General features: G+C 66.3%; 26 protein-coding genes. 18 read left to right on the top strand and 8 right to left on the bottom strand.

Annotated elements, in window-relative coordinates; all coding sequences use genetic code 11:
• The 12 genes from QQK43_RS12820 to QQK43_RS12765 all read left to right on the top strand — a co-directional run.
• Positions 1-3359: Ig-like domain-containing protein (locus QQK43_RS12820; RefSeq protein ID WP_284308090.1), on the top strand; the 3359-nt coding region annotated here is incomplete at its 5' end.
• A gap of 26 nt (positions 3360-3385) precedes the next feature.
• Positions 3386-5248, top strand: a complete 1863-nt coding sequence (locus tag QQK43_RS12815) for a TolC family protein (protein WP_234266868.1) — start codon at positions 3386-3388, stop codon at positions 5246-5248.
• Position 5249: 1 nt separating this feature from the next.
• On the top strand, positions 5250-6014 hold the full coding sequence (locus QQK43_RS12810; RefSeq protein WP_284308089.1) for an efflux RND transporter periplasmic adaptor subunit: 765 nt from the start codon (positions 5250-5252) through the stop codon (positions 6012-6014).
• 3 nt (positions 6015-6017) lie between these two features.
• On the top strand, positions 6018-7343 hold the full coding sequence (locus QQK43_RS12805) for an efflux RND transporter periplasmic adaptor subunit (RefSeq protein ID WP_284308088.1): 1326 nt from the start codon (positions 6018-6020) through the stop codon (positions 7341-7343).
• Positions 7344-7378: 35 nt separating this feature from the next.
• Positions 7379-9520, top strand: a complete 2142-nt coding sequence (locus QQK43_RS12800) for a site-2 protease family protein (RefSeq protein WP_284308087.1) — start codon at positions 7379-7381, stop codon at positions 9518-9520.
• A gap of 48 nt (positions 9521-9568) precedes the next feature.
• Positions 9569-10300: an endonuclease/exonuclease/phosphatase family protein gene (locus tag QQK43_RS12795; RefSeq protein ID WP_234266863.1), complete on the top strand. Its 732-nt coding sequence runs from the start codon at positions 9569-9571 to the stop codon at positions 10298-10300.
• Positions 10297-11625 (top strand): cardiolipin synthase ClsB, encoded by a 1329-nt coding sequence (gene clsB, locus QQK43_RS12790; protein ID WP_284308086.1) that lies wholly within the window; start codon positions 10297-10299, stop codon positions 11623-11625. Before QQK43_RS12795 ends, clsB begins: the two co-directional genes overlap by 4 nt.
• Before the next feature lie 70 nt (positions 11626-11695).
• Positions 11696-12433: a GTP cyclohydrolase I gene (gene folE / locus QQK43_RS12785; protein WP_284308085.1), complete on the top strand. Its 738-nt coding sequence runs from the start codon at positions 11696-11698 to the stop codon at positions 12431-12433.
• Positions 12434-12442: 9 nt separating this feature from the next.
• Positions 12443-12871 carry a BLUF domain-containing protein gene (locus tag QQK43_RS12780; RefSeq protein ID WP_234266861.1) on the top strand — a complete coding sequence of 143 codons (429 nt, stop codon included), beginning with the start codon at positions 12443-12445 and terminating at the stop codon, positions 12869-12871.
• Positions 12872-12921: 50 nt separating this feature from the next.
• Complete coding sequence (locus QQK43_RS12775; protein WP_284308084.1) at positions 12922-13815, top strand: DUF429 domain-containing protein; 894 nt, start codon at positions 12922-12924, stop codon at positions 13813-13815.
• A gap of 41 nt (positions 13816-13856) precedes the next feature.
• On the top strand, positions 13857-14522 hold the full coding sequence (locus QQK43_RS12770) for a YitT family protein (protein WP_284308083.1): 666 nt from the start codon (positions 13857-13859) through the stop codon (positions 14520-14522).
• The gene (locus QQK43_RS12765) at positions 14519-15064 is read left to right on the top strand and encodes a thermonuclease family protein (protein ID WP_284308082.1); all 546 of its coding nucleotides are present in this window, start codon (positions 14519-14521) and stop codon (positions 15062-15064) included. Before QQK43_RS12770 ends, QQK43_RS12765 begins: the two co-directional genes overlap by 4 nt.
• Here QQK43_RS12765 and QQK43_RS12760 read toward each other — a convergent pair.
• From QQK43_RS12760 to gpmA, 3 genes are all read right to left on the bottom strand, one after another.
• Positions 15053-15811 carry a HesA/MoeB/ThiF family protein gene (locus QQK43_RS12760; RefSeq protein ID WP_284308081.1) on the bottom strand — a complete coding sequence of 253 codons (759 nt, stop codon included), beginning with the start codon at positions 15809-15811 and terminating at the stop codon, positions 15053-15055. The genes QQK43_RS12765 and QQK43_RS12760 overlap by 12 nt on opposite strands.
• Before the next feature lie 34 nt (positions 15812-15845).
• Complete coding sequence (locus tag QQK43_RS12755) at positions 15846-17321, bottom strand: S41 family peptidase (protein ID WP_284308080.1); 1476 nt, start codon at positions 17319-17321, stop codon at positions 15846-15848.
• A 140-nt stretch (positions 17322-17461) separates the two neighbouring features.
• A complete protein-coding gene (gpmA, locus tag QQK43_RS12750; RefSeq protein ID WP_284308079.1) occupies positions 17462-18208 on the bottom strand; it encodes a 2,3-diphosphoglycerate-dependent phosphoglycerate mutase in 747 nt (248 codons plus the stop codon).
• Positions 18209-18405: 197 nt separating this feature from the next.
• Here gpmA and QQK43_RS12745 point away from each other — a divergent pair, with 197 nt between their 5' ends.
• From QQK43_RS12745 to QQK43_RS12730, 4 genes are all read left to right on the top strand, one after another.
• On the top strand, positions 18406-18747 hold the full coding sequence (locus QQK43_RS12745) for a rhodanese-like domain-containing protein (protein ID WP_370465270.1): 342 nt from the start codon (positions 18406-18408) through the stop codon (positions 18745-18747).
• Positions 18748-18750: 3 nt separating this feature from the next.
• Positions 18751-19014, top strand: coding sequence for a glutaredoxin 3 (gene grxC, locus QQK43_RS12740; protein WP_284308077.1), 264 nt, complete (start codon positions 18751-18753; stop codon positions 19012-19014).
• 111 nt (positions 19015-19125) lie between these two features.
• On the top strand, positions 19126-19569 hold the full coding sequence (secB, locus tag QQK43_RS12735) for a protein-export chaperone SecB (RefSeq protein WP_234266852.1): 444 nt from the start codon (positions 19126-19128) through the stop codon (positions 19567-19569).
• Between the two features lie 13 nt (positions 19570-19582).
• Positions 19583-20602: an NAD(P)H-dependent glycerol-3-phosphate dehydrogenase gene (locus QQK43_RS12730; protein ID WP_284308076.1), complete on the top strand. Its 1020-nt coding sequence runs from the start codon at positions 19583-19585 to the stop codon at positions 20600-20602.
• Between the two features lie 35 nt (positions 20603-20637).
• Here the strand turns inward: QQK43_RS12730 and panC are convergent, their stop codons facing one another.
• Both panC and panB read right to left on the bottom strand, forming a co-directional pair.
• A complete protein-coding gene (gene panC, locus QQK43_RS12725) occupies positions 20638-21504 on the bottom strand; it encodes a pantoate--beta-alanine ligase (RefSeq protein WP_234266849.1) in 867 nt (288 codons plus the stop codon).
• 50 nt (positions 21505-21554) lie between these two features.
• Positions 21555-22442, bottom strand: coding sequence for a 3-methyl-2-oxobutanoate hydroxymethyltransferase (gene panB / locus QQK43_RS12720; RefSeq protein WP_234266848.1), 888 nt, complete (start codon positions 22440-22442; stop codon positions 21555-21557).
• Between the two features lie 80 nt (positions 22443-22522).
• On the opposite strand from panB, the gene nadC reads away from it, so the two are divergent.
• Complete coding sequence (gene nadC, locus QQK43_RS12715) at positions 22523-23386, top strand: carboxylating nicotinate-nucleotide diphosphorylase (RefSeq protein WP_284308075.1); 864 nt, start codon at positions 22523-22525, stop codon at positions 23384-23386.
• A 37-nt stretch (positions 23387-23423) separates the two neighbouring features.
• Entirely contained in the window at positions 23424-24533 is a 1110-nt protein-coding gene (gene nadA, locus QQK43_RS12710) for a quinolinate synthase NadA (RefSeq protein WP_234266846.1), read from the top strand.
• A gap of 112 nt (positions 24534-24645) precedes the next feature.
• Here the strand turns inward: nadA and rpoZ are convergent, their stop codons facing one another.
• The 3 genes from rpoZ to QQK43_RS12695 are packed head-to-tail and all read right to left on the bottom strand — an operon-like array spanning position 24646 to position 26401.
• On the bottom strand, positions 24646-24849 hold the full coding sequence (rpoZ, locus tag QQK43_RS12705; protein WP_234266845.1) for a DNA-directed RNA polymerase subunit omega: 204 nt from the start codon (positions 24847-24849) through the stop codon (positions 24646-24648).
• A 17-nt stretch (positions 24850-24866) separates the two neighbouring features.
• The gene (gmk, locus tag QQK43_RS12700; protein WP_234266844.1) at positions 24867-25487 is read right to left on the bottom strand and encodes a guanylate kinase; all 621 of its coding nucleotides are present in this window, start codon (positions 25485-25487) and stop codon (positions 24867-24869) included.
• Positions 25488-25495: 8 nt separating this feature from the next.
• Complete coding sequence (locus tag QQK43_RS12695; protein ID WP_284308074.1) at positions 25496-26401, bottom strand: YicC/YloC family endoribonuclease; 906 nt, start codon at positions 26399-26401, stop codon at positions 25496-25498.
• Positions 26402-26408: the final 7 nt, after the last annotated feature.

Genomic DNA, 26408 nt, shown 5'->3' with positions numbered 1-26408 from the left:
AGTACGACCCGAGCACGGGCGTGCTGACGGTGACACCGCCGGTGGACAACAACGGCCCGATCGTGATCCCGGTGACGGTGAGCGACGGCCAGGGTGGTACGTTCGAAGGCACGATCACGGTCGAGCCGGTGAACCCGCCGCCGGTGGCCACGGACGATGTCCGCACGACGGTGGAAAACGTGCCGATCAGCGGCAATGTGCTGACAGACAACACGGGCGCGGGCCGGGACAGCGACCCGGATGGCGATCCACTGACGCTCACGGGCTTCACAGTGGATACCGACGATGACGGCACTCCGGAGAGCTTTGCCGCCGGAGAGACTGCGGTCATCGCTGGCGTTGGCGAACTGGTGATCCGGGCCAATGGCAGCTACACCTTCACGCCGGTGGAAGGTTTCTCGGGCAACGTGCCTACGGTGACGTACGCGATCAGCGACAACGATGGCGGTGCGGACGAGGCGACCCTGACCATCACGGTGGAAAAGGGCACCGAGACTCCGTCGGTGGTGGGCGATTCGGCCACCACGCCGGAAGACACGCCCGTGACCATCGATGTGCTTGGTAACGACGATCCGGGCAGTGAAGGGCCGCTGACGATCAAGGAAGTGAATGGCCAGCCGATCGTGGTGGGCTCGCCGGTGGAAATCGTGGACAGCACCACGGGCTTGCCCGTGGGCACCGTGTCGCTGGACAACGGGGGAACACCCGACGATCCGACGGACGACACCCTGGTCTTCACGCCAGCCGAGAACTTCAACGGCAACGTGGACTTCACCTACACGGTGCAGGACCAGTCGGGCAAGGAGCTGACGGCGCCGGTCAAGGTCACGGTGACGCCGGTCAACGATCCACCGGTGGCGAACGACGACACCGTGACGACGGGCCCGGATGAGCCCGTCACGATCGATGTGGTGGGCAACGACAACGACCCGGACGGCGATCCCTTGACCGTGCGGGAAATCGACGGTACGCCGGTGACGCCCGGTACGCCCGTGATCATCAACGACCCGGTCTCGGGGGATCCGGTGGGCACGGTGACGCTCAATCCGGATGGCACGGTCACGTTTGTTCCCGAACCCGGGACCAGCGGTCCGGTGACGTTCGAATACACGGTCACGGACCCGAGTGGTGAACCTTCCACGGCCACGGTGACGGTGAACGTGGGTGAACCCAATCTGCCTCCCGAGGCCCTGCCGGACACCAATGTCACGGACGAAGACACTCCGCTGGTGGTGGACGCCGCGCAGGGTGTGATCCATGGCCCTGGTGCAGACATCGACCCGAATGGCGACAGCCTGTCGGTTTCTGCCGTCAACGGCAGCGCCGCCAACGTGAACGCGGCGGTCGCGGGCAGCTGGGGCACCCTAACGCTGCGCCCCGATGGCAGCTACACCTACGTGCCCAATGCAGCGGCGCAGGCGCTGGCGGCTGGCGAGTCGCGGGACGACGTGTTCACCTACACGGTCAAGGATGCGGCAGGCCTGACGGCGACGACCACGCTGACCATCACGGTCAATGGGCTCAACGATGCCCCGGTCGCAGAAAACGATCGCCAGGTGATCCCGCCGAACGAAACGGCCACAGGCAACGTGCTGGACAACGACAGCGATCCGGACGGTGATCCGCTGACGGTGGTGGGTATCGAAGTGGATACCGATGGCGATGGCACGCCAGAGACCTACCTGCCCGGTACACCCATCGTGATCCCCAACGTGGGGACGCTGGAGATCGGTGAGGATGGCAGTTACACCTTTGAGCCTGAGGATGGTTTCGAAGGCCCGGTTCCGCCTGTCACCTACACCGTTAGCGACCCGGATGGCGCGACCGATACGGGGACCCTGATCCTGGTGGTGGATGCCTCCAACGACCCACCGGCTGCGTACGACGATCATGTGACCGGTCAAGAAGACCAGCCGGTGTCCTTTGATCCGCGGACCAACGATCTCGACCCCGAGGGCGATCCGCTGACCATCAAGGAAATCAATGGCCAGCCCATCGATCCGTCCACACCGGTCACCATCTTTGATCCGGCCGACGGCACCACGCCCATCGGTGTGATCACGATGAATCCGGATGGCAGCCTGACCTTCACGCCAGAGGAGAACTTCAACAGCCTCACGCCGATTCCAGTGGGCTACACCGTGAGTGACCCGGATGGGGAAACCTCGAATGCGGTGATCCACATCATCATCCGGCCGGTCAACGATCCCCCGGTGGCAGTGGACGATGTGCGGACCACGGTCCCCGATGCCCCGGTTTCGGGCAACGTGCTCACCAACGACTCGGATGTCGATGGGGATCCGCTGACGGTAACCGAGTTCAGCATCGATACCGATGGCGACGGTGAGGCCGAGACTTTCCCGGCGGGAACGACCGCGACGATCGTGGGCGTGGGCACCCTGGTGATCAACCCGGATGGCAGCTACACCTTCGATCCGGTCGATGGCTACGCGGGTCCCGTGCCCGTGGCCACCTACACCATCTCCGACCCGGATGGTGCGACGGCCACCGCCACGCTGACGCTGACCGATGTGCCAGCCAAGCCTCCGGCACCGGCTCCGGCGCCCCAGCCAAGCCCGCCGCCGGCTCCCGCCCCGGCACCGGCACCGGCACCGGTTCCAGCGCCTGCCCCCGAATCGCCAACCCAGCCGGGCTGGGAACGCGATCCGGTGTCGCCTGCGCCGACGGTGCCCACCCTGCCACCAGGGACCAGCAACCAGTTGCACGTGCTCTATGCCGTGGGAGACGCCAACGCCGAGCGCAGCCTGTATGCATCGCCGCTGGGCGGCCTGCAGCTCGCAGCGCCGCTCTGGGGCGAGGCGCTGGCCCAGGTGCCGGACAGCCTGCTGTTCGAGAGCAGCGACCGCGATGCCGGCGTGACCCTGATTCGCGAGCGTGCATTTGGCGAGGTGGCCGATTTCCGCCCGGCACTGCATGTCCAGCATGCGGTGCGCTACCAGCCGGTGGCCATGGCGCCGAACCTGTTCGTGCAGCACGCGGTCCGTTCTTCGCAACTGGAGTCCCAACTTCGTTCTGCGGCGATCGACGGCTACAACTCCGCCACGCCGGGCTTCGATACCTTGATCGATCCGTTCGCCCTGGGCGCGCCCAAGCCGCAGGAAGCCGCTGAGAAGCCGGCTCCTGAGGCCGAAGCCCCCAAGCCGGCGACCAAGGCACAGGCGCCCGAGAAGGGCGAGGCCCGTGCTGCCGCACCGACCGATGACCGCGCTGCCGAGGCCCCTGCCAAGGATGTGGTCAAGCCTCGGGCCGCTGTTGGCCTGAAGGGCCAACTGGAAAGGCTGGCCAAGGACCGAAGCCTTGGCGCTCGCCCGATCACCCGTACCACCGTTATCAGCTGAATCCGATTTCTGACAAGGACATGAAGATGAACGACAAGAACTCCTCCACCGCCATCGTGCGGACCCTGGTTGCACTGGCGGTGACGGCTGTGGTGGCCGGTTGCTCCGTGACACCTCGCGCCCTCACGGCCGACGAAGTGCGGGACCGGGTGAAAGAAGATACCGCCCGCATGTACGAAAACCAGGCACCCATCAGTGCACCGGTGTCGCTGGAAGAGGCCGTTGCCCGGGCCATGAAGTACAACCTGGACTACCGGCTGAAGAAGATGGAGTCGGCACTGGCCATGGGCCTGACCGACTACGCCAGCTACGACATGCTGCCGCAGGTCGTGGCTTCGGCCGGTTACAGCAGCCGCAACAACTATTCGGGCGGCACCAGCATCGGCATCCTCGACGGCGAGGTGTCCGACCGTCCCACTTCTTCGGACGAGCGCAACCGCTCCCTGCGCGGCATCGAGTTTTCCTGGAACGTGCTGGATTTCGGTGTTTCCTACTACCGTGCCCGCCAGCAGGGTGACCAGTTCCTGATCGCGGAAGAACGTCGCCGCAAGGTGGTGCAGAACCTGCTGCAGGACGTGCGTGCGGCCTACTGGCGCGCGCTGGGCGCACAGCGCCTGAACGCCCAGGCCGACGAGGTGGTGCAGCGTGCCTCGCTGGCCCTCAACCGGTCCCGCGAAGCCGAAACCCAGAAGGTGATTCCGCCGAACCTGGCCCTGGCCTACCAGCGTGCCCTGCTGGACGCGACCACGCTGTTGAACCAGCGCCGTCAAGACCTGGATTTCGCCAAGCGCGAACTTGCCGCCCTGATGAACGTGCCTCCGGGTGTCGACTTCCGCGTGGCCGAAGCCACCGAGACCGCCCTGCCGGCCGCTCCGCGCGATCTGGTCAAGCTGGAAGAGGCGGCGCTGCTGCAGCGTCCCGAACTGCGTGAAGAAGACTTCCGCAAGCGCATCACCGCGGACGAAGCCCGCAAGCAGATCCTGGCCATGCTGCCCGGCATCTCGCTGAGCTATGGCCGCAAGCACGACTCCAACGTCTTCCTGCTCAACAACAGCTGGACCGAAGGCAGTGCCAACATTGCCTGGAACCTGATGCGTCTGGTGGCGCTGCCTTCGCTCAAGGATGCCCAGAAGTACCAGGAAGCTACCGACCAAGCCCGCCGCATGGCGCTGTCGATGGCCATCCTCACGCAGACCCGCGTGAGTGCCGAGCGTTACCGCATGGCCCTGGAAGACTTCAAACTGGCCGATCAGGCCGCTCAGGTGGATGCTCGCCTGGCCGCCTACACCAAGGCTTCGGTCACCGCCAAGCTGGACAGCGAACTGGAAGCCATCCGCACCCAGGCCCGCGCCGTGCTGGGGGCCTACCAGCGTGCCAACGCCTACGCCAACGCCCACATCGCCTTCGGTCGTCTGTACAACACCATCGGTTTCGATCCGATTGCCGACGACTTCGAGGCCAACGATCTGCCGGCGCTGACCCAGCGCGTCAAGGGCCACCTGCAGGCCACGGAGAAGGACGCCTTTGCCTTGTCCTCCAACCTGTTCGGCCGCGCGCCGTCGGTCAACGTCCAGCTCGCCGGCATCACCGATCCGGTGCAGCAGGTGCGCATGAAGGCGCTGGTGACCGAGTTCCTGAGCCGCCACCAGATCGAGACCGATGCCCAGAATGGCCGTCCGCTGCAACTGGCTTTCGAGTCGACCGACCGAGCGGGCCTGGAAAAGGCCGCCTGGGTGCTGAACATGACCGACGAGGCGGGCCAGCAGCAGCAGGCGCGTTTTGCCACGACAATACCGGCCAATGCCCGTGCCTCGATCTATGAAGCCAGCCTGACGGCGGCGCTCAATGCGAACATGGGTGACCTCAAGAACTGGCTGAGCATTGACTGACATGCGTCTACGAGCAACTGCGGGTGCCGTGCTGGGTTTGTGCCTGGCCGGGGCCACCTTCTTCTCTCATGCCCAATCCGCGACGCGGACGGCGCCCGCGGCGGGCGAGGCGATCCGTGTGCTGGTACTGCCGGCGGGGGAAACCACGCTGGCCAGTCCGGTGCCGGGCAAGATCAATACCCTGCACGTCGGGCTGGGCCTGCCTTTCCGTCAGGGCCAGGTGCTGGTGTCGCTGGACTGCGAAGAGCCCCAGGCGCGCCTGGCGATGGCCAAGGCCGAACAGGCGGCAGCCACCGACCAGTACGAAGCCAAGCTGCGCATGCAGGGCCTGGAGCAGGCCAGCGACGTGGAAGTGGCGCTGGCCGCCAGTGCCGTCGCCAAGACCAAGGCCCAGATTGATCTGTACCAGTTCCAGGTGTCGCAGTGCTCGATCCGGGCGCCCTGGAATGGCCAGACGGCCAAACTGCATGTGCGCAGCCACATGACGGTGGCTGCGGGCCAGCCTCTGCTGGATCTGGTGCGCAGCGGCTTGCTGCTGCTCAAGCTCAACGTGCCCTCTCGCTGGGTGTCGAGCATCAAGATGGACCACGATTTCGAGGTCACCATCGACGAAACGGGGCAGACCTACCCGGCGAAGGTGCGCCGCATCAACAGCCGCATCGATCCGGTGAGCCAGACGATCGAGCTGGAAGGCACGCTGTTGAAGTCGCATGCCGAGCTGCGTCCCGGGATGAGTGGCGTGGCGAGTTTTGCCGGCATGCGCTGAGACATGACGGACGCCGCAGATCTGGGCTTGCTGCTGCAGATCGAAGCCCGGGCGCAGGAAGCGCAGACGCTGGCCGCGCTGCGCTTCACCATCGTCAACGAGACCCATGCGCTGGTGCCGTATCGGCAGGCAGCGCTGTTCGACATGCAGATGGGGGCCCCCAAGCTGGTGTCGGCGTCGGGACTGGTCAGTGTCGCCAACGACTCCCCGTTCGCGATCTGGCTCAGCCGGTTCGCGCAGCGGTTGCCCCGCGATGGCGAAATCCACCGCCTGGACCTGGCCGACGCGGCGCCCGACGATGTCCAAGGCTGGAGCGAATGGTTGCCCGAGCACCTGCTGCTGGTGCCGCTGCGCCGGTCTCGCGGGGACTTTCTGGGCTTCGTCCTGTACGCACGCGAAGAACCATGGACCGAGCGCGAGCTGGTGCTGCTGTCGCGCCTGCACGCTACCTATGGCTACTGCCAGCAAGCACTCGGTGGTTCCGGGCAGTCGCGTTGGGCACGGGTGCGGCGCCTGTTCGGCAAGCGCCATCGCTGGAAGCTGGTCGCGGCCGTGGTGGCGCTGCTGTTCATCCCGGTGCGCCTGTCGGTGCTGGCACCCGCCGAGGTGGTGGCGCTCAATGCACTGGCCGTGGCTGCGCCGCAGGACGGGGTCATCGGTTCGTTTGCGGTCTCGCCCAATACCCGGGTCAAGGCTGGCGACCTGCTGTTCTCGCTCGACGACTCGGCGTTGGCCAACCGGTTGCAGGTGGCGCGCAAGTCGCTGGAAGTGGCGCAGGCCGACGCCCATGTGGCCCAGCAGCGCGCCTTCGACGACACCAAGAGCAAAGCCGAAGTCGCGGTGGCGCTCGGTCGTGTGCGCGAGAAGGAGGCCGAGCTGGCCGCCATCGACACCCAGGCCCAGCGGGTGGAAGTGCGCGCGGACCGCGACGGCATCGCCATTTACACCGACCCGAATGACTGGATCGGCCGGCCGGTGGTCACTGGCGAGCGGGTCATGCAACTGGCCCAGCCCGAAGATGGTGGCGTACTGGTCTGGCTCGGCGTGTCCGACGCGATCAACCTCGATACCGGCGCACCCGTGCGCCTGTTCCTGCACACCGAACCGCTGAGCCCGCGTCCGGCCGCGCTGATCGAAACCAGCTATCAGGCGTCCGAAAGCCCGGACGGCGTGGCTTCCTACCGGTTGCGGGCGCGCTTTGCCGAAGGCACCGAGATTCCGCGCATCGGTCTGCGCGGCACGGCCCGCATTTCCGGTGACTGGGTGCTGCTGGGCTACTACCTGTTCCGCCGTCCCCTGGCCCAGCTTCGGGAATGGACCGGGCTGTGAGCGCTGGCGCACAAGCCCCGAAATCCGGGGTGGCGATGTCCTTGCCGCGCCAGGTGAAGGCTCGGCCGCGCAAAGTGCCCCTGCCCGCCATCCGGGACGAGTTGATCCTGTTTCCCGCGGCGCCCAACGAAGACGGCTCGCCAGCCTGGATGATCCAGGACCCGGTGACCAACCGGTTTTTCCGGATCGGCTGGCTCGACTTCGAGTTGCTCGTGCACTGGGCCGACAACGATGTGGCTTCGCTGGTGGCGCAGGTCAACCGCGAGACGCCCCTCAATGTGGTGCCCGAAGACGTGCAGCGCCTGGGAAAATTCCTTGCCGACAACCAACTGCTGCGGGTAATTTCCAAGGCCGACGTGGAGCGGGTGCAGGGCTTGCACCAGCGCATGCAGCGCACTTTTTTCGAATGGCTGCTGCACAACTACCTGTTCGTTCGGGTGCCGCTGGTGCGGCCACAGCGCTGGCTGGCCGCCCTGCGACCCACGCTGGAGCGGGTGAACATGTCGTTCGTGGCGCTGGTCATCGGCCTGATCACCTTGACCGGCGTGTATCTGGTGTCCCGCCAGTGGGATGTCTTTACCCACACCTTTGTCGACAACCTCACCCTGACCGGGGTGATCGGCTACGGCGTGGCGTTGGCGCTCGCCAAGACCTTGCACGAAATCGGGCACGCGCTGGCCGCCACACGGTATGGCGTGCGGGTGGCGCACATGGGGGTGGCCTTTCTGGTGATGCTGCCCATGCTCTACACGGACACGAGCGAGAGCTGGCGTCTGCAGAGCGCCCGCCAGCGTCTGGCCATCGCCAGTGCCGGCATTGCGGTGGAAATGGCCCTCGCGGGGATCGCCACGCTGCTCTGGACGCTGGCCCCTGAAGGCTCTGTGCGCAACGGCCTGTTTTTCCTGGCGACCACCAGTTGGGTGCTGACGCTGGCAATCAATGCCAGTCCGTTCATGCGCTTCGATGGCTACTTCATCGCCAGCGATCTGGTCGACATGCCCAATCTGCACGAACGCGCGGGTGGGCAGGCGCGGGTGTGGCTGCGCCGCACCCTGCTGGGTTTCCGGGACGCCTGGCCCGAACATTTCGCCGCGCCCAAGCGCCGTGCGCTGATCACTTTTGCCCTGATCACCTGGATCTACCGCTTCACGGTGTTTCTGGGCATCGCGCTGCTGGTGTACCTGTTCTTTTTCAAGGTGCTCGGGCTGATCCTGATGGCGGTGGAACTGACCTGGTTCATTGGCAAACCCGTGATGAAAGAATTGGCCGTGTGGAAAGAGCGCCGCGCTGAAATCCTGCCCAACCGGCGCCGCGGGTTCTGGATCGGGTTGGCCGTGGTGCTGGCCGTACTGTTGTTTCCGTTCAGCAGCCGGGTGATGGGCTATGGCTGGCTGCATGCGCAGGAGCAGCAGCAGATCCATGCGCCCTTTGCGGCCCAGATTGTGAACATGCCGGCGCAGCGCTCCTTCAAGACCGGTGACGTGCTGTTCGTGCTGGACTCCGAGGTGCTGAGCATCGCGCAGGACAAGTCGCGCCAGCTCGCCTTGGCCCGCGAGCGGCAGATCGCCGGCTTGCTCGGTCTGGAGGATGGTGAGGCCCAGCGCCAGACCCTGCAATCGCAGAAGGCGTATTTCGAGGCCGAGCAGAAACTCAACCAGGACGAGCGCGAACGTCTGACGCTGCGCGCCCCTTTCGACGGTGAGTTGCAGGACATCGACCCCGGCCTGGCGCCTGGGGTCTGGGTCAAATCGCGCGAACCGCTGGCGGTGCTGATGGACCCCAGTCGGTGGGTGGTCGACGCCTACGTGCCGGAGGCCGATCTCGGCCGTCTGCGCACCGGAGATGCCGTGCGCGTGCGGCTGCTGTCAAGCGCCATGGCCTGGGCGACCGGGCGTGTGGACGCGATCGACGTGTCCCGCACCCAGTACCTGCCGACGCCCATGCTCGATGCCAACCACGGGGGGCCGCTCGCCACGCTGCCGGACCCTTCGCGCCAGGCCCAGGGCGGCCGGGTGCTGCGCGATGCGCTGTTCCGCGTGCGCGTTGTGCTTGACGAACCCTTGCCCACGCAGCAGATGGCGACCGTGCGCGTGCGTATCGAGGGCAAACCCGAGTCGCTGCTGGCTGGCGGCATCCGGCGGGTGGCATCGGTGCTGGTGCGCGAAAGCGGGTTCTGAATCCGCAGCGGCGTTCCCGGGAAGGGGCCGCCGTGCGATGATTCGAGCATGAGTTCCTTGCGGGTTGCCACCTACAACATTCACAAGGGCGTGCAAGGTCTGGGGCCGGTGCGCCGGCTGGAAATCCACAATCTGGCGCATGCCGTCGAGCAGTTTGATGCGGACATCGTCTGCCTGCAGGAAGTGCGGCGTCATCACCGCAAGCTGGAGCGCTATTTCACCCGCTGGCCGGATCTGGATCAGGCAGGCTACCTCTCCCCGGAAGGGTATGAGTCGGTCTACATGACCAATGCCTACACCCGCCACGGCGAGCACGGCAACGCCCTGCTGTCGCGCTGGCCGGTGCTGGGAACCGGGCACACCGACGTGTCGGATCACCGCTTTGAACAGCGTGGCCTGCTGCATGTGCAGGTGCTCGTTGACGGCCGCCTGGTGCACGTGGTGGTGGTGCATCTGGGCCTGATCCACGCCAGCCGGGAACGCCAGGTGCAGCGGCTGGGGCAGTTTCTGGTGCGCGAGGTGCCCGAGAACGACCCGCTGATCGTGGCTGGCGACTTCAACGACTGGGGTGCGCAGTTGCTGCGACCCATGGCCGATCTGGGCCTGCGAACGTTCGATGGCATCCGGCTGCCCACCTATCCCTCGCGCTTGCCGCTGCTGCACCTCGACCGTATCTATATGCGTGGGCTGAAACCGTTGTCCGCGCACGTGCCGCACGGCCGCGCCTGGTCGCGCATGTCGGATCACCTGCCCCTGATCGCGGAGTTGGGTCTGCTGTGAACACGCCGCCTGCGCCGGACCCGGCGGCCGCGTCAGGTCCCCGCTGGCTGCGGCGCGGGCACCAGTTGCTGTTGCTGCAGGGGGGGCAGGCGTTCTTCCCGGCCCTGGTCGAAGCCATGGACGCGGCGCGCACGGTGATCCACCTCGAAACCTACATCTTCGAGTTCGCCGGGGCGGCGCTGACCGTGGCCGAAGCGATGGAGCGCGCTGCCCGGCGTGGGGTGACCGTGCGTCTCGTCATCGACGGTGTGGGCACGCCCAGCATGCCAACCGAATGGCGGCAGCGTTTTGCGCAGGCCGGTGTGCGCTGGGTGACCTACGCGCCGCTGGGGCGCTTTGGCCTGCTCATTCCCAGCAGTTGGCGGCGACTGCACCGCAAGCTTTGCGTGGTGGACGGCACCCTGGGTTTCTGTGGCGGCATCAACATCATTGATGACCATGAGGACGTCGCGCTGGGCCACCTACAGGTGCCGCGGCTGGATTTTTCCTTGCGGGTGGCGGGCCCGCTGGTGGACGACATGGTGGACACCATGGAGCAGCTGTGGTGGCGCCTGCAGGCGGTGCGCAAGGCCCGCCAGCGCGAGTTCAAGGCTGCCTGGGAAGCCTTGCGGGCCTTGAGTCCGGTGGGAGATTTCTCGCGTCTGCTGGCGGCCATCGATGTGCGCTCCGGCCTGGGTGGGGCGCGCTGGGACGGTGCGGCCGAATCGCCCGACGCGGACGACGACTCGCTGCCGCCGAGGGGGGTCAACGACGCGTCGGCGGTGTTGCTGCTGCGGGACAACGTGACACACCGAAGCGACATTGAGCGGGCCTACCTCAAGGCGATCGGCCGCGCGCGGCACGACGTGGTGATTGCCAACGCCTATTTCATCCCGGGGCGGCGCCTGCGCAAGGCGCTGTTGCTCGCGGCGCGGCGCGGTGTGCGGGTGCGGCTGCTGTTGCAGGGCAAGTACGAACATTTCCTGCAGTACCACGCCGCACGCCCGGTGTACCACCAGTTGCTGCAGGCCGGAATCGAAATCCATGAGTACGCGCCGAGCGCGTTGCACGCGAAGGTGGCCGTGGTGGACCGTCGCTGGGCCACCGTGGGGTCGACCAATCTCGATCCGCTCTCGCTGCTGCTGGCCCGCGAGGCCAATGTGCTCACAACGGACCGGCGCTTCGGCAGCCTGTTGCACGACTGCCTGGACACCATCATGGCCCGCAGCGGCCAGCGCCTGGACCTGCAGACCCTGGCGCACCGGCCCTGGCGGCAGCGGGTGTTGGACCGCATGGCGTTCGGCATCATGCGCGCCAGCCTGTTCGTGACCGGGCACCGCTACTGAAGGCGCAACCGGTTCAAGGCCATTGTTTCCCGGGCTTGGGGGCGGGAAGCGGCGGTGTTAGCATGCCCGGATGCTCATGAAATCCGATGCCGACATGACTCCTGACAATGCCGCCGCGCAGGAAGAGGGCGTGCCCGTTTCCGTGAAAATCCGCGAGCGTCTGCGCGAGGCTCGCCAGCGCTTTCACTCCAACGACAACATCGCCGCGTTCATCGAACCGGGTGAGCTGGACAAGCTGCTCGAAGAAGTGACGGACAAGATGCAGGGCGTGCTGGACAGCATGGTGATCGACACCGAGAGTGACCACAACACGGGTGACACGGCGCGCCGCGTGGCCAAGATGTACCTCAAGGAGGTCTTCGCCGGCCGCTACGTGAAGGGGCCGGCCATCACCGAATTCCCCAACGCCGAGCATCTCAACGAGCTGATGATCGTCGGGCCCATCACCGTGCGCAGTGCCTGCAGCCACCATTTCTGCCCGGTGATCGGCAAGATCTGGATCGGCGTCATGCCCAACGAGCACACCAACGTGATCGGCCTGTCCAAGTACGCGCGCCTGGCCGAATGGGTCATGGGCCGTCCGCAGATCCAGGAAGAGGCGGTGGTGCAACTGGCCGACCTGATCCAGGAAAAGACCCAGCCCGATGGCCTGGCCATCGTCATGGAAGCCAGCCACTACTGCATGTCGTGGCGCGGCGTGAAAGACATGGACAGCAAAATGATCAACTCGGTGATGCGGGGCGTTTTCCTCAAGGACGCCACCCTGCGCCGCGAGTTCCTGTCCCTGATTCCCCGCCAATCTGTCTGATCCGTCGCCATGCTGGTTCGCCTGCTCTACGTCAGCCGCTCCGTGGACAAGGAGTGTTCCAAGTCCGCGATCGAGTCGATCCTCGAAGTTTCCCGCGCCCACAACCTGCACAAAGGCATCACGGGCGTGCTCTGTTACGGCGGCGGCATCTTCCTGCAGGCGATCGAAGGCGGCCGGCACGCGGTCAACAATCTGTACAACCACATCGTGGCCGACGGGCGCCACACCGACGTGGTGCTGCTGCACTACGAAGAAATCAGCGAGCGCCGCTTTGGCGGCTGGACGATGGGCCAGGTCAACCTGTCCAAGCTCAACACCTCCATCGTGCTCAAGTACTCCGAGCGCCCGGAATTCGATCCCTACAGCGTCTCGGGCAAGGTCTCGCTGGCCTTGCTGGAAGAGCTGATGGCCACCGCCAGCATCATCGGGCGCGCCTGAATTCGCCCTGATGAGCCGGGCCGGTGTGCCCGGCCCCGGAAACCGCGGTCATGACCACCCCGCCTGTGCAATTGCTGGGCTGCGACTTCAGCAGTGCGCCGTCTCGCCGCAAACCCATCACCTTGGCCGTGGGCTGGCGCGAAGGCCCGCGTGTGCGCCTGGACCGGCTGGATACCTTCGAGTCGCTGGACGCCTGGCAGGCCTGGATCGCCCGACCAGCCGATGAGGCAGGCTGGATCGGTGGTTTCGATTTGCCTTTTGGTTGGCCGCGCGAGCTGGTGGCCGCGCTGGGCTGGCCCACCGACTGGCTGGCCTGCATACGCCACAGCGCGGCGCTGGAGCGCGCGCAGCTTCGCGAGCTGTTTGCGGCCTTTTGCGACGCGCGCCCTGTGGGGGGGAAATTCGCGCATCGGGCGACCGACGGGCCGGCAGGAGCCAGCCCGAGCATGAAGTGGGTCAACCCGCCGGTCGCCTTCATGCTGCAGGCCGGCATGCCGCGCCTGATCGATGCCGGGGTGCATCTGCCGGGCCTGCTCCCGGGGGACACGCAGCGTGTGGCGCTGGAGGCGTATCCGGGACTGCTGGCGCGCAGCGTGCTGGGGCGGCAACCCTACAAGAGCGATGACCGGCAGCGCCAGACCTCCGAGCGCCTGATCGCGCGGCGCAGCCTGATCGACGCGCTCGAGACGGGCCAGGCACCTCTGCTGCAGGCAGCGGGCATCCGGCTCAAACTCTCCCACGCCCAGCGCGACGCCTTGGCGGACGATGCCACCGGCGACTGCCTGGACGCCGTGCTGTGCCTGCTGCAGGCGGCCTGGGCGGCTCACCGCCACGCGCAAGGCGATGTCCGCTACGGCCTGCCCGACTTCGATCCGCTGGAGGGTTGGATCGTGAGCGCCGAGCCGCTTCCTGACCCGCGTCAAACCGGTTGGCGTGACCACTGAGGCACACTCGCGCGTTTGCCTGTGAATCCCCGAAGCGAGCCATGACCTCTCCCGCCACCCCGCCAGATGAAGCCTCGGCGCCCGATGCCGCACCGCCGCTGGTGCCCGCTGCCAAGACCCGCCATGCACCCCACGAAGACCTGCAGGCCCTGCTGATCGGGACGCTTTTTGTCGCCATGGGCGTGGTGCTGTTCCGCCATGAAGGCTTGCTCACCGGCGGGACCGCTGGTCTGGCCTTTCTGCTGCACTACGCCATGGGCTGGAATTTCAGCCTCGTGTTCTTCGTGATCAACCTGCCTTTTTACGTGCTGGCCTGGCGGCGCATGGGGCCGCTGTTCACGGCCAAGACCTTCGCGGCGGTCGGCCTGCTGGCCGTGTTCGCCGAGGCGGTGCCGCGCTGGCTGGAAATTGGCGCTTTGGTGACGCCATTTGCCGCTGTGGCCGGTGGCTTGCTGACGGGTACCGGCATGCTCATGCTGTTTCGGCACCGGGCCAGCCTGGGCGGATTCAACGTGCTGGTGCTCTGGTTGCAGGAGCACTGGGGGTGGCGCGCCGGGCATGTGCAGATGGCGCTGGACTGTGCGATCGTGGTGGCGGCTTTCGCCGTGACCGACTGGACGCACATTGCCTGGTCGGTGGTGGGGGCGGTGGTGCTCAACATGACCCTGGCCATCAACCACAGGCCTGGCCGCTACATGGCCGTATGAAGGGTGAGATCGCGTGGCTCGCCCTGGCGTGCCTGGTGGCCGGCCTTCCTGCGCGGGCGGCCGATGCATCGCGCGAGCGGGTGTACGAGGCCCGCGTCGAGCGCGTGTTCGACGGCGACACCTTGTGGGTGCGACCCTTGCCCGATGGCCGGCCCCGCAAACTGCGGCTGGACGGCATCGACGCGCCCGAAATCTGCCAGTCGGGCGGGTTGGCCGCGCGTGACGCCCTGGCGGAACGGATAGAGCGGCGGGTGGTTCAGGTGCGCGAGCGCCGACGCGACCACTACGGCCGGCCGCTGGTAAGGCTGTCCCAGCGGCAAACGGATGTCGCCGCCTGGCTGGTCGCGCAGGGGCATGCCTGGTCGTACCGCTGGCGCTTCAACCCGGGCCCGTATGCGGCGGAAGAAGCGCGGGCCCGGGCGGCCCGGCGTGGGGTGTTTGCCGAGGCGTCGCCGGAGTGGCCGGGTGACTTCCGGCGCCGGTACGGTCCGTGCCCGCCGTCTGCGCCGAAAGCACCACGCGCGGGCGCTTCAAACCGCTGAGCGGGTGCCGCAGACCGGGCAGGCGGGGTCGCGCTGCAGGCGCACGTCGTCGAAGCGCAGGTCGCGGGCATCCACCATCAGCAGCCGCCCCGTCATGCGCGAACCCAGCCCCGCCAGCAGTTTGAGCGCCTCGGTGGCTTGCAGTGTGCCCACGATCCCCACCAGCGGCGCCAGCACCCCCATCGTGGCGCAGCGGGTTTCCTCAACCGCGGCGTCGGGTGGAAACACGCAGGCATAACAGGGCGACGCCGCATCGCGCGGGTCGAAAACGCTCAGTTGGCCGTCCAGGCGAAGGGCTGCTCCCGAGACCAGCGGTTTGCCATGTTCGACACAGGCGCGGTTGATGGCCTGGCGGGTGGCAAAGTTGTCGGTGCAGTCGATCACCACGTCCGCAGTGGGTACCAGTCGCGCGAGCAGGGCGTCGTCGGCGTGTGCGGCGTGTGCCGTGACCACCGGGTCGGGGTTGATGGCGGCCACGGCTTCGCGCACGGAGTCGACCTTGGCATGGCCGATGCGGGCCAGGGTGTGCGCGATCTGACGCTGCAGGTTGGTGGCATCGACGGTGTCGGCATCCACCACCGAGAGACGTCCCACACCCGCGCTGCCCAGATAGAGCGCAACGGGCGATCCCAGGCCGCCAGCGCCGATGATCAGCGCGTGTGAAGCCAGCAGGCGCTCCTGCCCTTCGACGCCGATCTCGTCGAGCAACAGGTGGCGCGCATAGCGCAGGAGTTGTGGGTCGTCCAAAGTGAAAAGCCCGCCGGGGAGGCGGGCTGTGGGATCAGTTTTCTTTCTTCTCTTCTTCCCGGGGTGCCTGTGACTGGCTCAGCACCACCGGCTGCCCCTTGAGGCGATTCAGGGCCTGCTGGAGCTGGAAGTCCTTCTCGCTGCCGAACTCGGGGATCAGGCGCTGCCCCGGATTCTTCTTGGCTTCTTCCTCCAGGCGCTTGCGGGCCTGCTCGCGGGCTTCTTCGCGTTGCTGTTCGGCGGCGCGCTGGGTATCCGTCATGGGGCCGTTGGTGACCTCTTCCTTGCCGATCAGGTGCTTTTGCAGGTCGGCTTCGCGGGTGCGGAAGGCGGCGAACACATTGCCCTCGGCGGTTTCGTCGACCAACAGGTCGGGAATGATGCCGCGGGCCTGGATCGAGGTGCCGTTGGGGGTGTAGTAGCGCGCGGTGGTGAGCTTGAGGGCGGTATCGGGCCCCAGCGGCCGCACGGTCTGTACCGAACCCTTGCCGAAGGTCTGGCTGCCCAGCAGGGTGGCGCGCTTGTGGTCCTGCAGGGCGCCAGCCACGATTTCGCTGGCCGAGGCCGAGCCCTCATTGACCAGCACCACGAGCGGCAAGGTCTTGAACGCGCCGTTGGTGTTGCGGGTCAGGCGGGCGATCGGGTCGGTACCGCCGCGGCGCAGGTAGTGCTGGGGCACGGCCTTGTAGACGAACTTGCTGTCTTCCAGTTGCCCGTTGGTGGACACGACGGTCACGTTTTCGGGCAGGAACGCGGCCGACAGGGCCACGGCAGCGTCGAGCAGGCCGCCCGGATCGTTGCGCAGATCCAGCACCAGGCCCTTGAGTTGGGGGTCGGCCTTGTAGATGTCTTCCAGCTTGCGCGCGAAGTCGTCGACCGTGCGCTCCTGGAACTGGGACACGCGCACCCAGGCGTAGCCCGGTTCGATCACGCGCGTCTTGACGCTCTGGGTCTTGATTTCCTCGCGCACGATGGTCACCGGGAAGCTGCGGTTCTCGTCCTTGCGGAAGATGGTCAGCAGCACCTTGGTGCGGGGCTCGCCGCGCATCAGCTTGACCGCGTCGTTGATCGTCAGGCCTTTGACGGCGGTGTCGTCGATCTTGGTGATCAGGTCACCCGACTTGAGGCCGGCGCGGAAAGCGGGGGAGTCTTCGATGGGGGACACCACCTTCACCAGGCCGTCTTCCATCGTGATCTCGATGCCCACGCCGACGAAACGCCCGGAAGTGCCTTCGCGGAATTCCTTGAACGACTTCTTGTCGAAATACTGCGAGTGGGGGTCGAGGCTGGCCACCATGCCGGCGATGGCGTCGGAGATCAGCTTTTTTTCGTCCACCGGCTCCACATAGTCGGTCTTGACCATGCCGAAGACGGCCGCCAATTGCTGCAATTCCTCCAGGGGCAGGGGCGCCAGGGTGCTGCGCGCCACCGCCTGCAACTGCACCGTGGTGAGGGCACCTGCCACTGCGCCGACGGCAATCCAGCCGGCAATCTTGAGTTTGGGACTCATCTGTTTCGCCATGAACATTCCCCGCAAGCTCGGGCCGGGCGCTTAGGCGCCCATTCCGGATCAATATACACCTTGGAGTGCTGCGAGGCCCTGGCGGTTCCACCAAAACCCGGCAGGCTGTAGCGCCTTGCCGCGCGGGCTCAGCCTTTCTGGCCCTGGGCCGCCACGGCGGCGGCGGCCTTGGCTGCTGCTTCCGCATCGCCCAGGTAGTAGTGGCGGATGGGTTTGAGCTCGGCGTCCAGCTCGTACACGAGCGGAATGCCGTTCGGGATGTTCAGGCTGACGATGTCGGCGTCGGAGATGCCGTCCAGGTATTTCACCAGCGCGCGGATCGAATTGCCGTGGGCGGCCACGACCACGCGCTTGCCACTCTTGATGGCCGGCGCCAGGGCCTCGTTCCAGAACGGGATGACCCGGGCCACGGTGTCCTTGAGGCATTCGGTCAGGGGCACGTCGGAAGGCGTGAGCTTTTCGTAGCGGCGGTCGCTGCGTTCGCAACGCGGATCGGTCGGTTCCAGCGCCGGCGGCGGGGTGTCGTAGCTGCGGCGCCAGACCAGCACCTGCGCTTCACCGTATTGCTTGGCCATGTCGGCTTTGTTCAATCCCTGCAGCGCGCCGTAGTGGCGCTCGTTGAGGCGCCAGCTCTTGACCACCGGCAGCCAGGTGCGGTCCATGGCATCCAGCACATGCCAGAGGGTGTGGGTGGCGCGCTTGAGCACGGAGGTGTAGGCCACGTCGAAATCCCAGCCTTCTGCCTTGAGCAGCCGGCCGGCTTCCAGGGCCTGCGCCACGCCTGTGGGGGTCAGATCGACATCGGTCCAGCCGGTGAAACGGTTTTCGAGGTTCCAGGTGGATTCGCCGTGGCGGATCAGGACGAGTTTGTACATGGTGTGCGGCAGTGAGCGAAGCGGTTTCTGGGCGGAGAGGGCGGGTCGTCAGAGCATGGGGAGAGAAAGAACGGCCATGCCCGCGCCTTGGTAAACCAGACATTTTAGAATCCCTGCCTTGTCCCAGAAAGGTGAACCCTGTGAGTTTCTTTGTCGAAAACTGGACCCTGATCGCCGTGGCCGTGGTTTCCGGAGGCATGTTGTTGTGGCCGGTGCTGCGCAGCGGTGCGCTCAACCCGACCGACGCGGTGCAACTGATCAACCGTGAAAAAGCGGTGGTGGTCGATGTCTGCAGCCCCGAAGAATATGCGGCGGGCCACGTGGCTGGCGCCAAAAACGTGCCCCTGGCCGACCTGGAAAGCCGCCTGCCTGCCGTGGTCAAGAACAAGGCGTTGCCCGTGATTCTGGTCTGTGCCTCTGGCGTGCGTTCCAAGCGCGCGGTGGCCGTCGCACGCAAGCTGGGCTACGAGAAGGCGCAGAGCTTGTCTGGCGGCCTGGCGGCCTGGCGCGGCGCGAGCCTACCGGTCGAGAAGGCCTGAGCCATGGCCCAGCACGTTCGCATCTATTCCAGCGACTACTGCCCCTACTGTGCCCGTGCCAAGGCCCTGCTGCAGCGCCGGGGGGTGACCGATTACGAAGAGATCGTAGTCGACGGCCGTCCGGATGTGCGTGCCGAGATGACACGCATCACCGGTCGCACCAGCGTGCCGCAGATCTTCATCGGAACCACCCACGTCGGTGGCAGTGACGACCTGCACGCCCTGGACGCCCAGGGCGGACTGGTTCCCCTGTTGCAACAGGGCTGAGCCGGTGGCCCGCTTGCCGGGGCCTCTGGCGCAAAGGCGATAATCGCCCAGTGCCCGCTGCGGGACGCCTCCCCGGCGGGCTTTGTTTTGTCCGACGTTTGAAAGCACATCATGGCCGACCAAGATCCCGTGTTCCAGATCCAGCGCATCTACCTGAAGGAAGCCTCTCTGGAGCAGCCCAATTCGCCCGCCATCCTGCTGGAGCAGGAACAGCCGTCGGTCGATATCCAACTGGGCGTGGAAGCCAGCCCGGCGGCCGATGGCGTCTACGAGATCACGGTGACCGCCACGGTGCAGACCAAGATCAAGGACAAGACCGTGTTCCTGGTCGAGGCCAAGCAAGCCGGCATTTTCGAGATCCGCAACCTGCCGCAAGAACAGATGGGGCCGATCATGGGCATTGCCTGTCCGCAGATCGTCTATCCCTACCTGCGCGGCAACGTCGCCGACCTGATCCAGCGCGGCGGCTTCCCGCCGGTGCACCTGGCCGAGATCAACTTCCAGGCCATGTACGAGCAGCAACAGGCGGCTGGGACCAACGGCGCCACCCAATAAGCGGGACCCGGGGATGAAGATCGTCGTCCTCGGTGCAGGTGCCTGGGGAACGGCGCTGGCCGTCAATGCCGCCGGGCATGCGGGCGCTTGCCATGAGGTCACGCTCTGGGCCCGCGATGCGGCCCAGGCGGTCCAGATGCAGGCGGCGCGCGAAAACACGCGCTATCTGCCCGGGCATCCGTTTCCGCCGGTGCTGCAGGTCAGCCACGAGCCGCTGTCGCCCGATGCCGGGTTGCTGGCCCGGGCGGATCTGATCATCATCGGCTCGCCCATGGCCGCCCTGCGGGGCATGTTGGCCTATTTGCGCACGCTGCACGTGCCCGTCGCGTGGCTGTGCAAAGGTTTCGAGTCTTCGCAAGAGCCGGGCGTGGCGGGTCTGATGGGGCATGAAGTGGCGGCGGCCGTGGCCCCGCAATTGCGGGCCGGCGTGCTCAGCGGCCCGAGTTTTGCCCAGGAAGTGGCCCGGGGCCAGCCGACAGCGCTGGTTGCCGCCAGCGAACACGCCAGTGTTCGAGAGGCGCTGGTCGCGGCATTCCATGGCCCCACGCTGCGGGTCTATGCCAACGAAGACATCGTGGGCGTCGAGGTGGGCGGTGCGGTCAAGAACGTGCTGGCCATTGCCACCGGCCTTTGTGACGGACTGGCGCTGGGGCTCAACGCGCGGGCCGCGCTGGTCACCCGCGGGCTGGCCGAAATGACACGGCTTGGGTTGGCGCTGGGGGCGCGCGCCGACACCTTCATGGGGCTGTCGGGCCTGGGCGATCTGGTGCTCACCGCCACGGGAGATCTGTCGCGCAACCGCAAGGTGGGCCAACTGCTAGCCCAGGGGTTGAGCTTGCGGCAGGCGGTCGACTCCTTGGGCCATGTGGCCGAAGGGGTTTACAGCGCGCGCACAGTGGTGCAGCGGGCCCGTGCCCTCGGGGTGGAGATGCCCATCAGCGAAGGCGTGGTGGCCTTGCTCGAAGGCCGTCTCAAGCCCGCCGAAGCCGTGGCAACCCTTATGGGGCGTGATCCGAAAGACGAAGCGCTCTGAAGGCGAGTGCCGCCCTGGCACCCACCGGGCCCGGCTCAGATTTCGAAGTTGTCGATCAGGCGGGTCTGGCCCAGCCGGGCTGCGCCCAGCACCACCAGCGATGCCGGTGCCGCTGCGTCGGCGGCGGTCGGCGGCTGCAGGTCTGTGCGCCGGCGCACGGTCAGGTAGTCGGGTTTCCAGTTCCGGCCGGCCAGGGCCTGGAGCGCTTGCTGTTCCAGTGCCGGTAGCTGGTCGGGCAATCCATGGCCGGCGGCCAGCGCATCGCGCGCCAAGGCGCGCAGTGCGAGCGAGAGCTGCACCGCTTCGGCACGCTCGGTGTCACTCAGGTAGCCGTTGCGCGAACTCAGCGCGAGGCCATCGGCAGCCCGCTCGGTTTCCACGCCCACGATGTGCACGGGCAGGTTGAACTGTTGCACCATGCGCCGGATGATCATCTGCTGCTGGTAGTCCTTCTTGCCAAAGATCGCATGGCCAGGCTGGCTGGCGGTCGCGAACACGCACTGAAACAGCTTCATGACCACCGTGCACACACCGGTGAAGAAGCCCGGCCGGAAGTGGCCCTCCAGGATGTCAGCCAGATCGGGGGGCGGCAGAACCTTGAAGCCCTGGGGTTCCGGGTAGAGCTCTTTTTCCGAGGGAGCGAACACCACATCACAACCCTGCGCGGCCAGCTTGGCGCAGTCGGCTTCGAGGGTGCGCGGGTAGGTGTCGAAGTCCTCGTGCGGGGCAAACTGCAGGCGGTTGACAAAAATGGACGCCACCGTCACGTCGCCCAGCGGCCGGGCGGCACGCACCAGTTGCAGGTGGCCTTCGTGCAGGTTGCCCATGGTGGGCACGAGGGCCGGCGATTGAAAGGGCGCGAGCGCGGCGCGCAGGTCGGCGATGGTGTGAACGATTTTCATGAGGGAGCGATGAGCAGGCAGAGGCTGGCGGGCCTCTGGCGGGGACGGGTCTACCAGGCGTGCAGGCTGTCGTCGGGGAAGCTGCCGTCCTTGACGGCGCGCACGTAGGCCGCCATGGCGTCTCGCACGCTGGACTGACCTTCCATGAAGTTGCGCACAAACTTGGGGTTCTTGCCCAGATTGATGCCCAGCATGTCGTGCATGACCAGCACCTGGCCGGCGGTTCCCTTGCCGGCGCCGATGCCGATGGTGTGGCAGGTTTGCAGTTCCGTGGTGATTTCCGCCGAGAGCAGTGCCGGCACCATTTCCAGCACCAGCATGCCGGCGCCCGCGTCCTGCAGCTCCAGCGCGTGGCGGCGCAGTTGCAGGGCAGCGGCGTCACCGCGCCCCTGTACCCGGTAGCCACCCAGGGCATGGACAGTTTGGGGTGTCAGACCGAGGTGGGCGCACACGGGAATGCCGCGTTCGACCAGGAAGCGCACGGTTTCGGCGGTCCAGCCACCGCCTTCGAGCTTGACCATGTGGGCGCCTGCGCGCAGCAGGTCGGCTGCGCTGCGCAGGGCCTGTTCTTTTGATTCGTGGTAACTGCCAAAGGGCAGATCGCCGATCACCCAGGCCGTGCCCTGCACCCGGCGCAGGCCCCGCACCACGCTTTCGGTGTGGTAGCACATGGTCTCCAGCGTGACACCGGTGGTGCTCGACAGACCCTGGCAGACCATGCCCAGCGAGTCGCCGACCAGAATGCATTCCACCCCGGCAGCATCGGCCACGGCGGCAAATGTGGCGTCATAGGCGGTGAGCATGGTGATCTTCTCGCCGCGTTCGCGCATTTCAGCCAGACGCGGCAGGCTCACCGGCTTGCGCGCCGGCAGAGGCGAAGCGGCCGGCAACGTGCCGTAGGGCGTGGCGGATGGTCCGCTCGTGTTGGTTGAGCTCATGGTTTGTTCCTCATGAGGTGGTCACAGTGGGGCGCACTATATTCCATCTGGTCATTTCGATCCCGGTATGCTCGACCCCCATGAAACATTTGTCTGACTTCACAGCCGAAGACCTTGCCGCGCTGGCGCGTGCCGATGTGGCGCGCGCGCTGGCCGAAGATGTCGGCACCGGTGACCTGACCGCTGCCCTGGTGGACAACGGCCGGACCGCGCGGGCCCGCATCCTGGCGCGCGAGCCGGCGGTGATCTGCGGCGGCCCCTGGGTGGAAGCGGCGGTGCTGGCCTGCGATGCCCAGGCGCGCCTGCACTGGCACGTGGCCGAGGGCCAGCGCTGCGGTGCCGATCAGGTGGTGCTGGAGATCGAGGGCCGGGCCCAGTCCCTGCTGACCGCCGAGCGCACGGCGCTGAACTTCCTGCAACTGTTGTCGGCCGTGGCGACCAAGACAGGGGCATTCGTCGAGGCGGTCGCTGGCACCCGCGCGGCCATTGTCGACACGCGCAAGACGCTGCCGGGGCTGCGCCTCGCGCAGAAGTACGCGGTCAAGACCGGCGGCGGGGTGAATCACCGCATCGGCCTGTACGACGCGGTCCTGATCAAGGAAAACCACATCGCCGCCGCAGGCGGGGTGGCGGCCGTTCTGCAGAAGGTGCAGACCGACGCGCCCGAGGCCATGTTTGTGGAGATCGAGGTGGAGACCCTGCCGCAGCTCGAAGAAGCCCTCCGCTGCGGTGCGACCATGATCCTGCTGGACAATATGGACCTGCCGACCCTGCGCGAAGCGGTGCGCCTCAATGCCGGTCGCGCCATCCTCGAAATCTCGGGCGGCGTGAGTTTTCAGACCGTGCGCGGCCTTGCAGAAACCGGGGTTGACCGCATCTCCATCGGTGCCTTGACCAAGGACGTCAAGGCCATTGATTTTTCGATGCGTTTCGACGCTCTTTGATTCCTGATACCGCGTTTTCGTGACAGTCGCCCCCGCCATGAACAGTTCCGATTCCGCCGTCATTGACGTCGAGTACGAGCAGCCTGCCTGCCCGACCCAGCATGCCTGGGCGCGCGTGCCGGTCGAGCCCGGTCCCAAACGGCGTGCCGAGCTCAAGGACCGCATTCGCCGCCTGCTCCAGGAACGCAACGCGGTCATGGTGTCGCACTATTACGTGCACCCGGACTTGCAGGACCTGGCCATGGAAACCGGGGGCATCGTCAGCGATTCGCTGGAGATGGCCCGTTTCGGGCGCGACCACGCTGCCACCACCCTGGTGGTTTCGGGGGTGCGGTTCATGGGCGAGACGGCCAAGATCCTGAGCCCGGAGAAAACCGTGCTCATGCCCGATCTCGACGCCAATTGCTCGCTGGATCTGGGCTGCCCGATCGACGAATTCAGCGCGTTCTGTGATGCTCATCCGGACCGCACGGTCGTTGTTTACGCCAACACCAGCGCCGCGGTGAAAGCCCGGGCCGACTGGCTGGTGACCTCCAGCTGTGCGCTGGAGATCGTGCAGGCCCTCAAGGACAAGGGGCACAAGATTCTGTGGGCGCCCGACAAGCACCTGGGGGCCTACATCCAGCGCGAAACCGGGGCCGACATGGTGATGTGGTCGGGTTCGTGCATCGTGCACGACGAGTTCAAGGGCTTCGAGCTGGAGGCGCTCAAGCAGGAGCATCCCCAGGCCAAGGTGCTGGTGCACCCCGAAAGCCCGGCCGATGTGATCGCGCTGGCCGATGCGGTGGGTTCCACGTCGGCCATTCTCAAGGCTGCCCGCGAAATGGCTGCCCGCGAGTTCATCGTTGCCACCGACAACGGCATGATGCATGTGCTGCGCCAGCAGAATCCCGACAAGGTGTTCTTCGAGGCGCCCACGGCCGGCAACAGCGCCACCTGCAAGAGTTGCGCTCACTGTCCCTGGATGGCGATGAACGGCCTGGAAGGGGTTGCGCAGGTGCTGGAGCGGGGGCTGAACGCCATCGAGGTGGATCCGGCGCTGATCCCGCGTGCCCGGCAGCCGATCGACCGCATGCTGGCTTTCACGGCCGCGTACAAGGCCGGGCACGACGCGGGTGCACTGGTGCCGAATATCGGCGCGGCCTGATTGGCAGGGGCACTGTCCGCATGGAGACCCCAACAAAAAGGCCCGCGGTTGCGGGCCTTTTTGTTGGGGCGGGGCTGCCCGTCTGGGGCTGCGCACTACCGGAAGATCGCGCTCAGGTCGGAACCTTCTTGAGCATTTCCAGGCCCACCTTGCCGTCAGCGATTTCGCGCAGAGCGGTCACGGCCGGCTTGTTCTTGCTCTCGATCTTGGGGGCGTGGCCCTGGCTGAGCATGCGGGCGCGGTAGGTGGCGGCCAGCACGAGCTGGAAACGGTTGGGGATTTTCTCCAGGCAGTCTTCGACGGTGATGCGTGCCATGGCGTTCTCTCGGAAAGTCAGTGAATGTTGAGGGCGCCAAAGGTGTCGGCGCGGGCGATGCGCTGCGCTCCATAACGCAGGCGCTGAGCGTGGACGATGGCTTTCAGGTCGAAAAGCGCACGCTCGAACAACTCGTTGATTATAACGAAATCGAATTCCCGGGCGTGGGCCATTTCCTGGGCCGCGTTCTGCAGGCGCAGCTCGATGGTTTCGGCACTGTCCTCGTTGCGGCGCTCCAGCCGCGAGCGCAGTTCCTCCCAACTGGGGGGGAGGATGAAGACCAGGACCGCGTTGGGAAAGATCCGCTTGACCTGGATGGCCCCCTGGAAGTCGATCTCCAGCACCACATCAACCCCCTGGGACATACGCTGCTCGATGGCGGTCTTGGAGGTGCCGTAGCGGTTGCCGTGCACGCTGGCCCATTCCAGGAAAGCGTTCTGCGTGACCATCTGGTCGAAGGTTTCGTGGCTGACGAAATAGTATTCGCGGCCGTGCACCTCCTGGCCGCGCGGCGCGCGGGTGGTGTGGGACACGGAGGGCGAGACCCGCTTGTCCAGCTCCATCAGGGCTTTCACGAGGCTGGACTTGCCGGCCCCGCTGGGGGCGGCCACGACAAACAGGTTTCCGGGGTAATCCATGGCCTTGGTCATTCGATGTTCTGCACTTGCTCACGCATCTGCTCGATCAGGACTTTCATGTCCACCGAGATGCGGGTGAGCTCCAGGCTGGAGGATTTGGCGCCCAGGGTGTTGGCTTCCCGGTGCAACTCCTGGATCAGGAAGTCCAGCCGTTTGCCGGTTTCGCCGCCCTTTTTGAGCAGGCGTTCAATTTCGTCCAGGTGAGCGGCCAGGCGGGTCAGTTCTTCCGCCACGTCGATGCGGATGGCAAAGGCTGTGGCCTCGGCGAGTGCCCGGTCCTGGGCACTGGCGCTGGCGGCATCGGCGCCGGCATTGCCCAGGGCCTCGTTCCAGCGGTCCAGAAAGCGCTGCCGCTGCTGGGCCACCAGTTCGGGCACCAGGGGCTGGGCCTCTTTGGCGAGCTTGCGCAGTTGCACGAGCCGGTCTTTGAGCATGGCGGCCAGCTTCTGACCTTCGCGCTCGCGGGCCTCGATCAGGCCGTCCAGGGTGGTCTGGGCCAGTGTCAGCAGGCTGTCGTTCCAGCGGCCGGGCTGGGCCTGTTGGCGCGAGGTCAGTTGCAGGATCTCGGCCACCGACAGCGGAGCGGCTTTGGGGCACCAGGCCTGGATGCCGTCCTGCAGGTTCACCAGGCGCTGCAGATCCGAGGGGTTGGGGGCTGGCGGGCCGCTGTCGCTGCGGCCTTCGATCCAGGCGCGCACCTCCACTTTGCCGCGCTTGAGCCGGCTGGACAGCAGCTCGCGCAGAGCGGGTTCGGTGCCGCGCAGGTCTTCCGGCAACTTGAAAACCAGATCGAGAAAGCGGCTGTTGACCGAGCGGATTTCCAGGCCGAGCGCGGCCTGGGGAGCGTCGGAACTGCCTTGCGCAGGCCCGCCAGTTTGGGCTGTGGCGTAGCCGGTCATGCTGTAAACTGCCATCGAATAT

The organism is Hydrogenophaga electricum (assembly GCF_030160815.1).
Lineage (GTDB): Bacteria > Pseudomonadota > Gammaproteobacteria > Burkholderiales > Burkholderiaceae_C > Hydrogenophaga > Hydrogenophaga electricum.
Note: the sequence above shows the minus strand (reverse complement) of the source record. Positions and strands in the feature narration are given on the sequence as shown.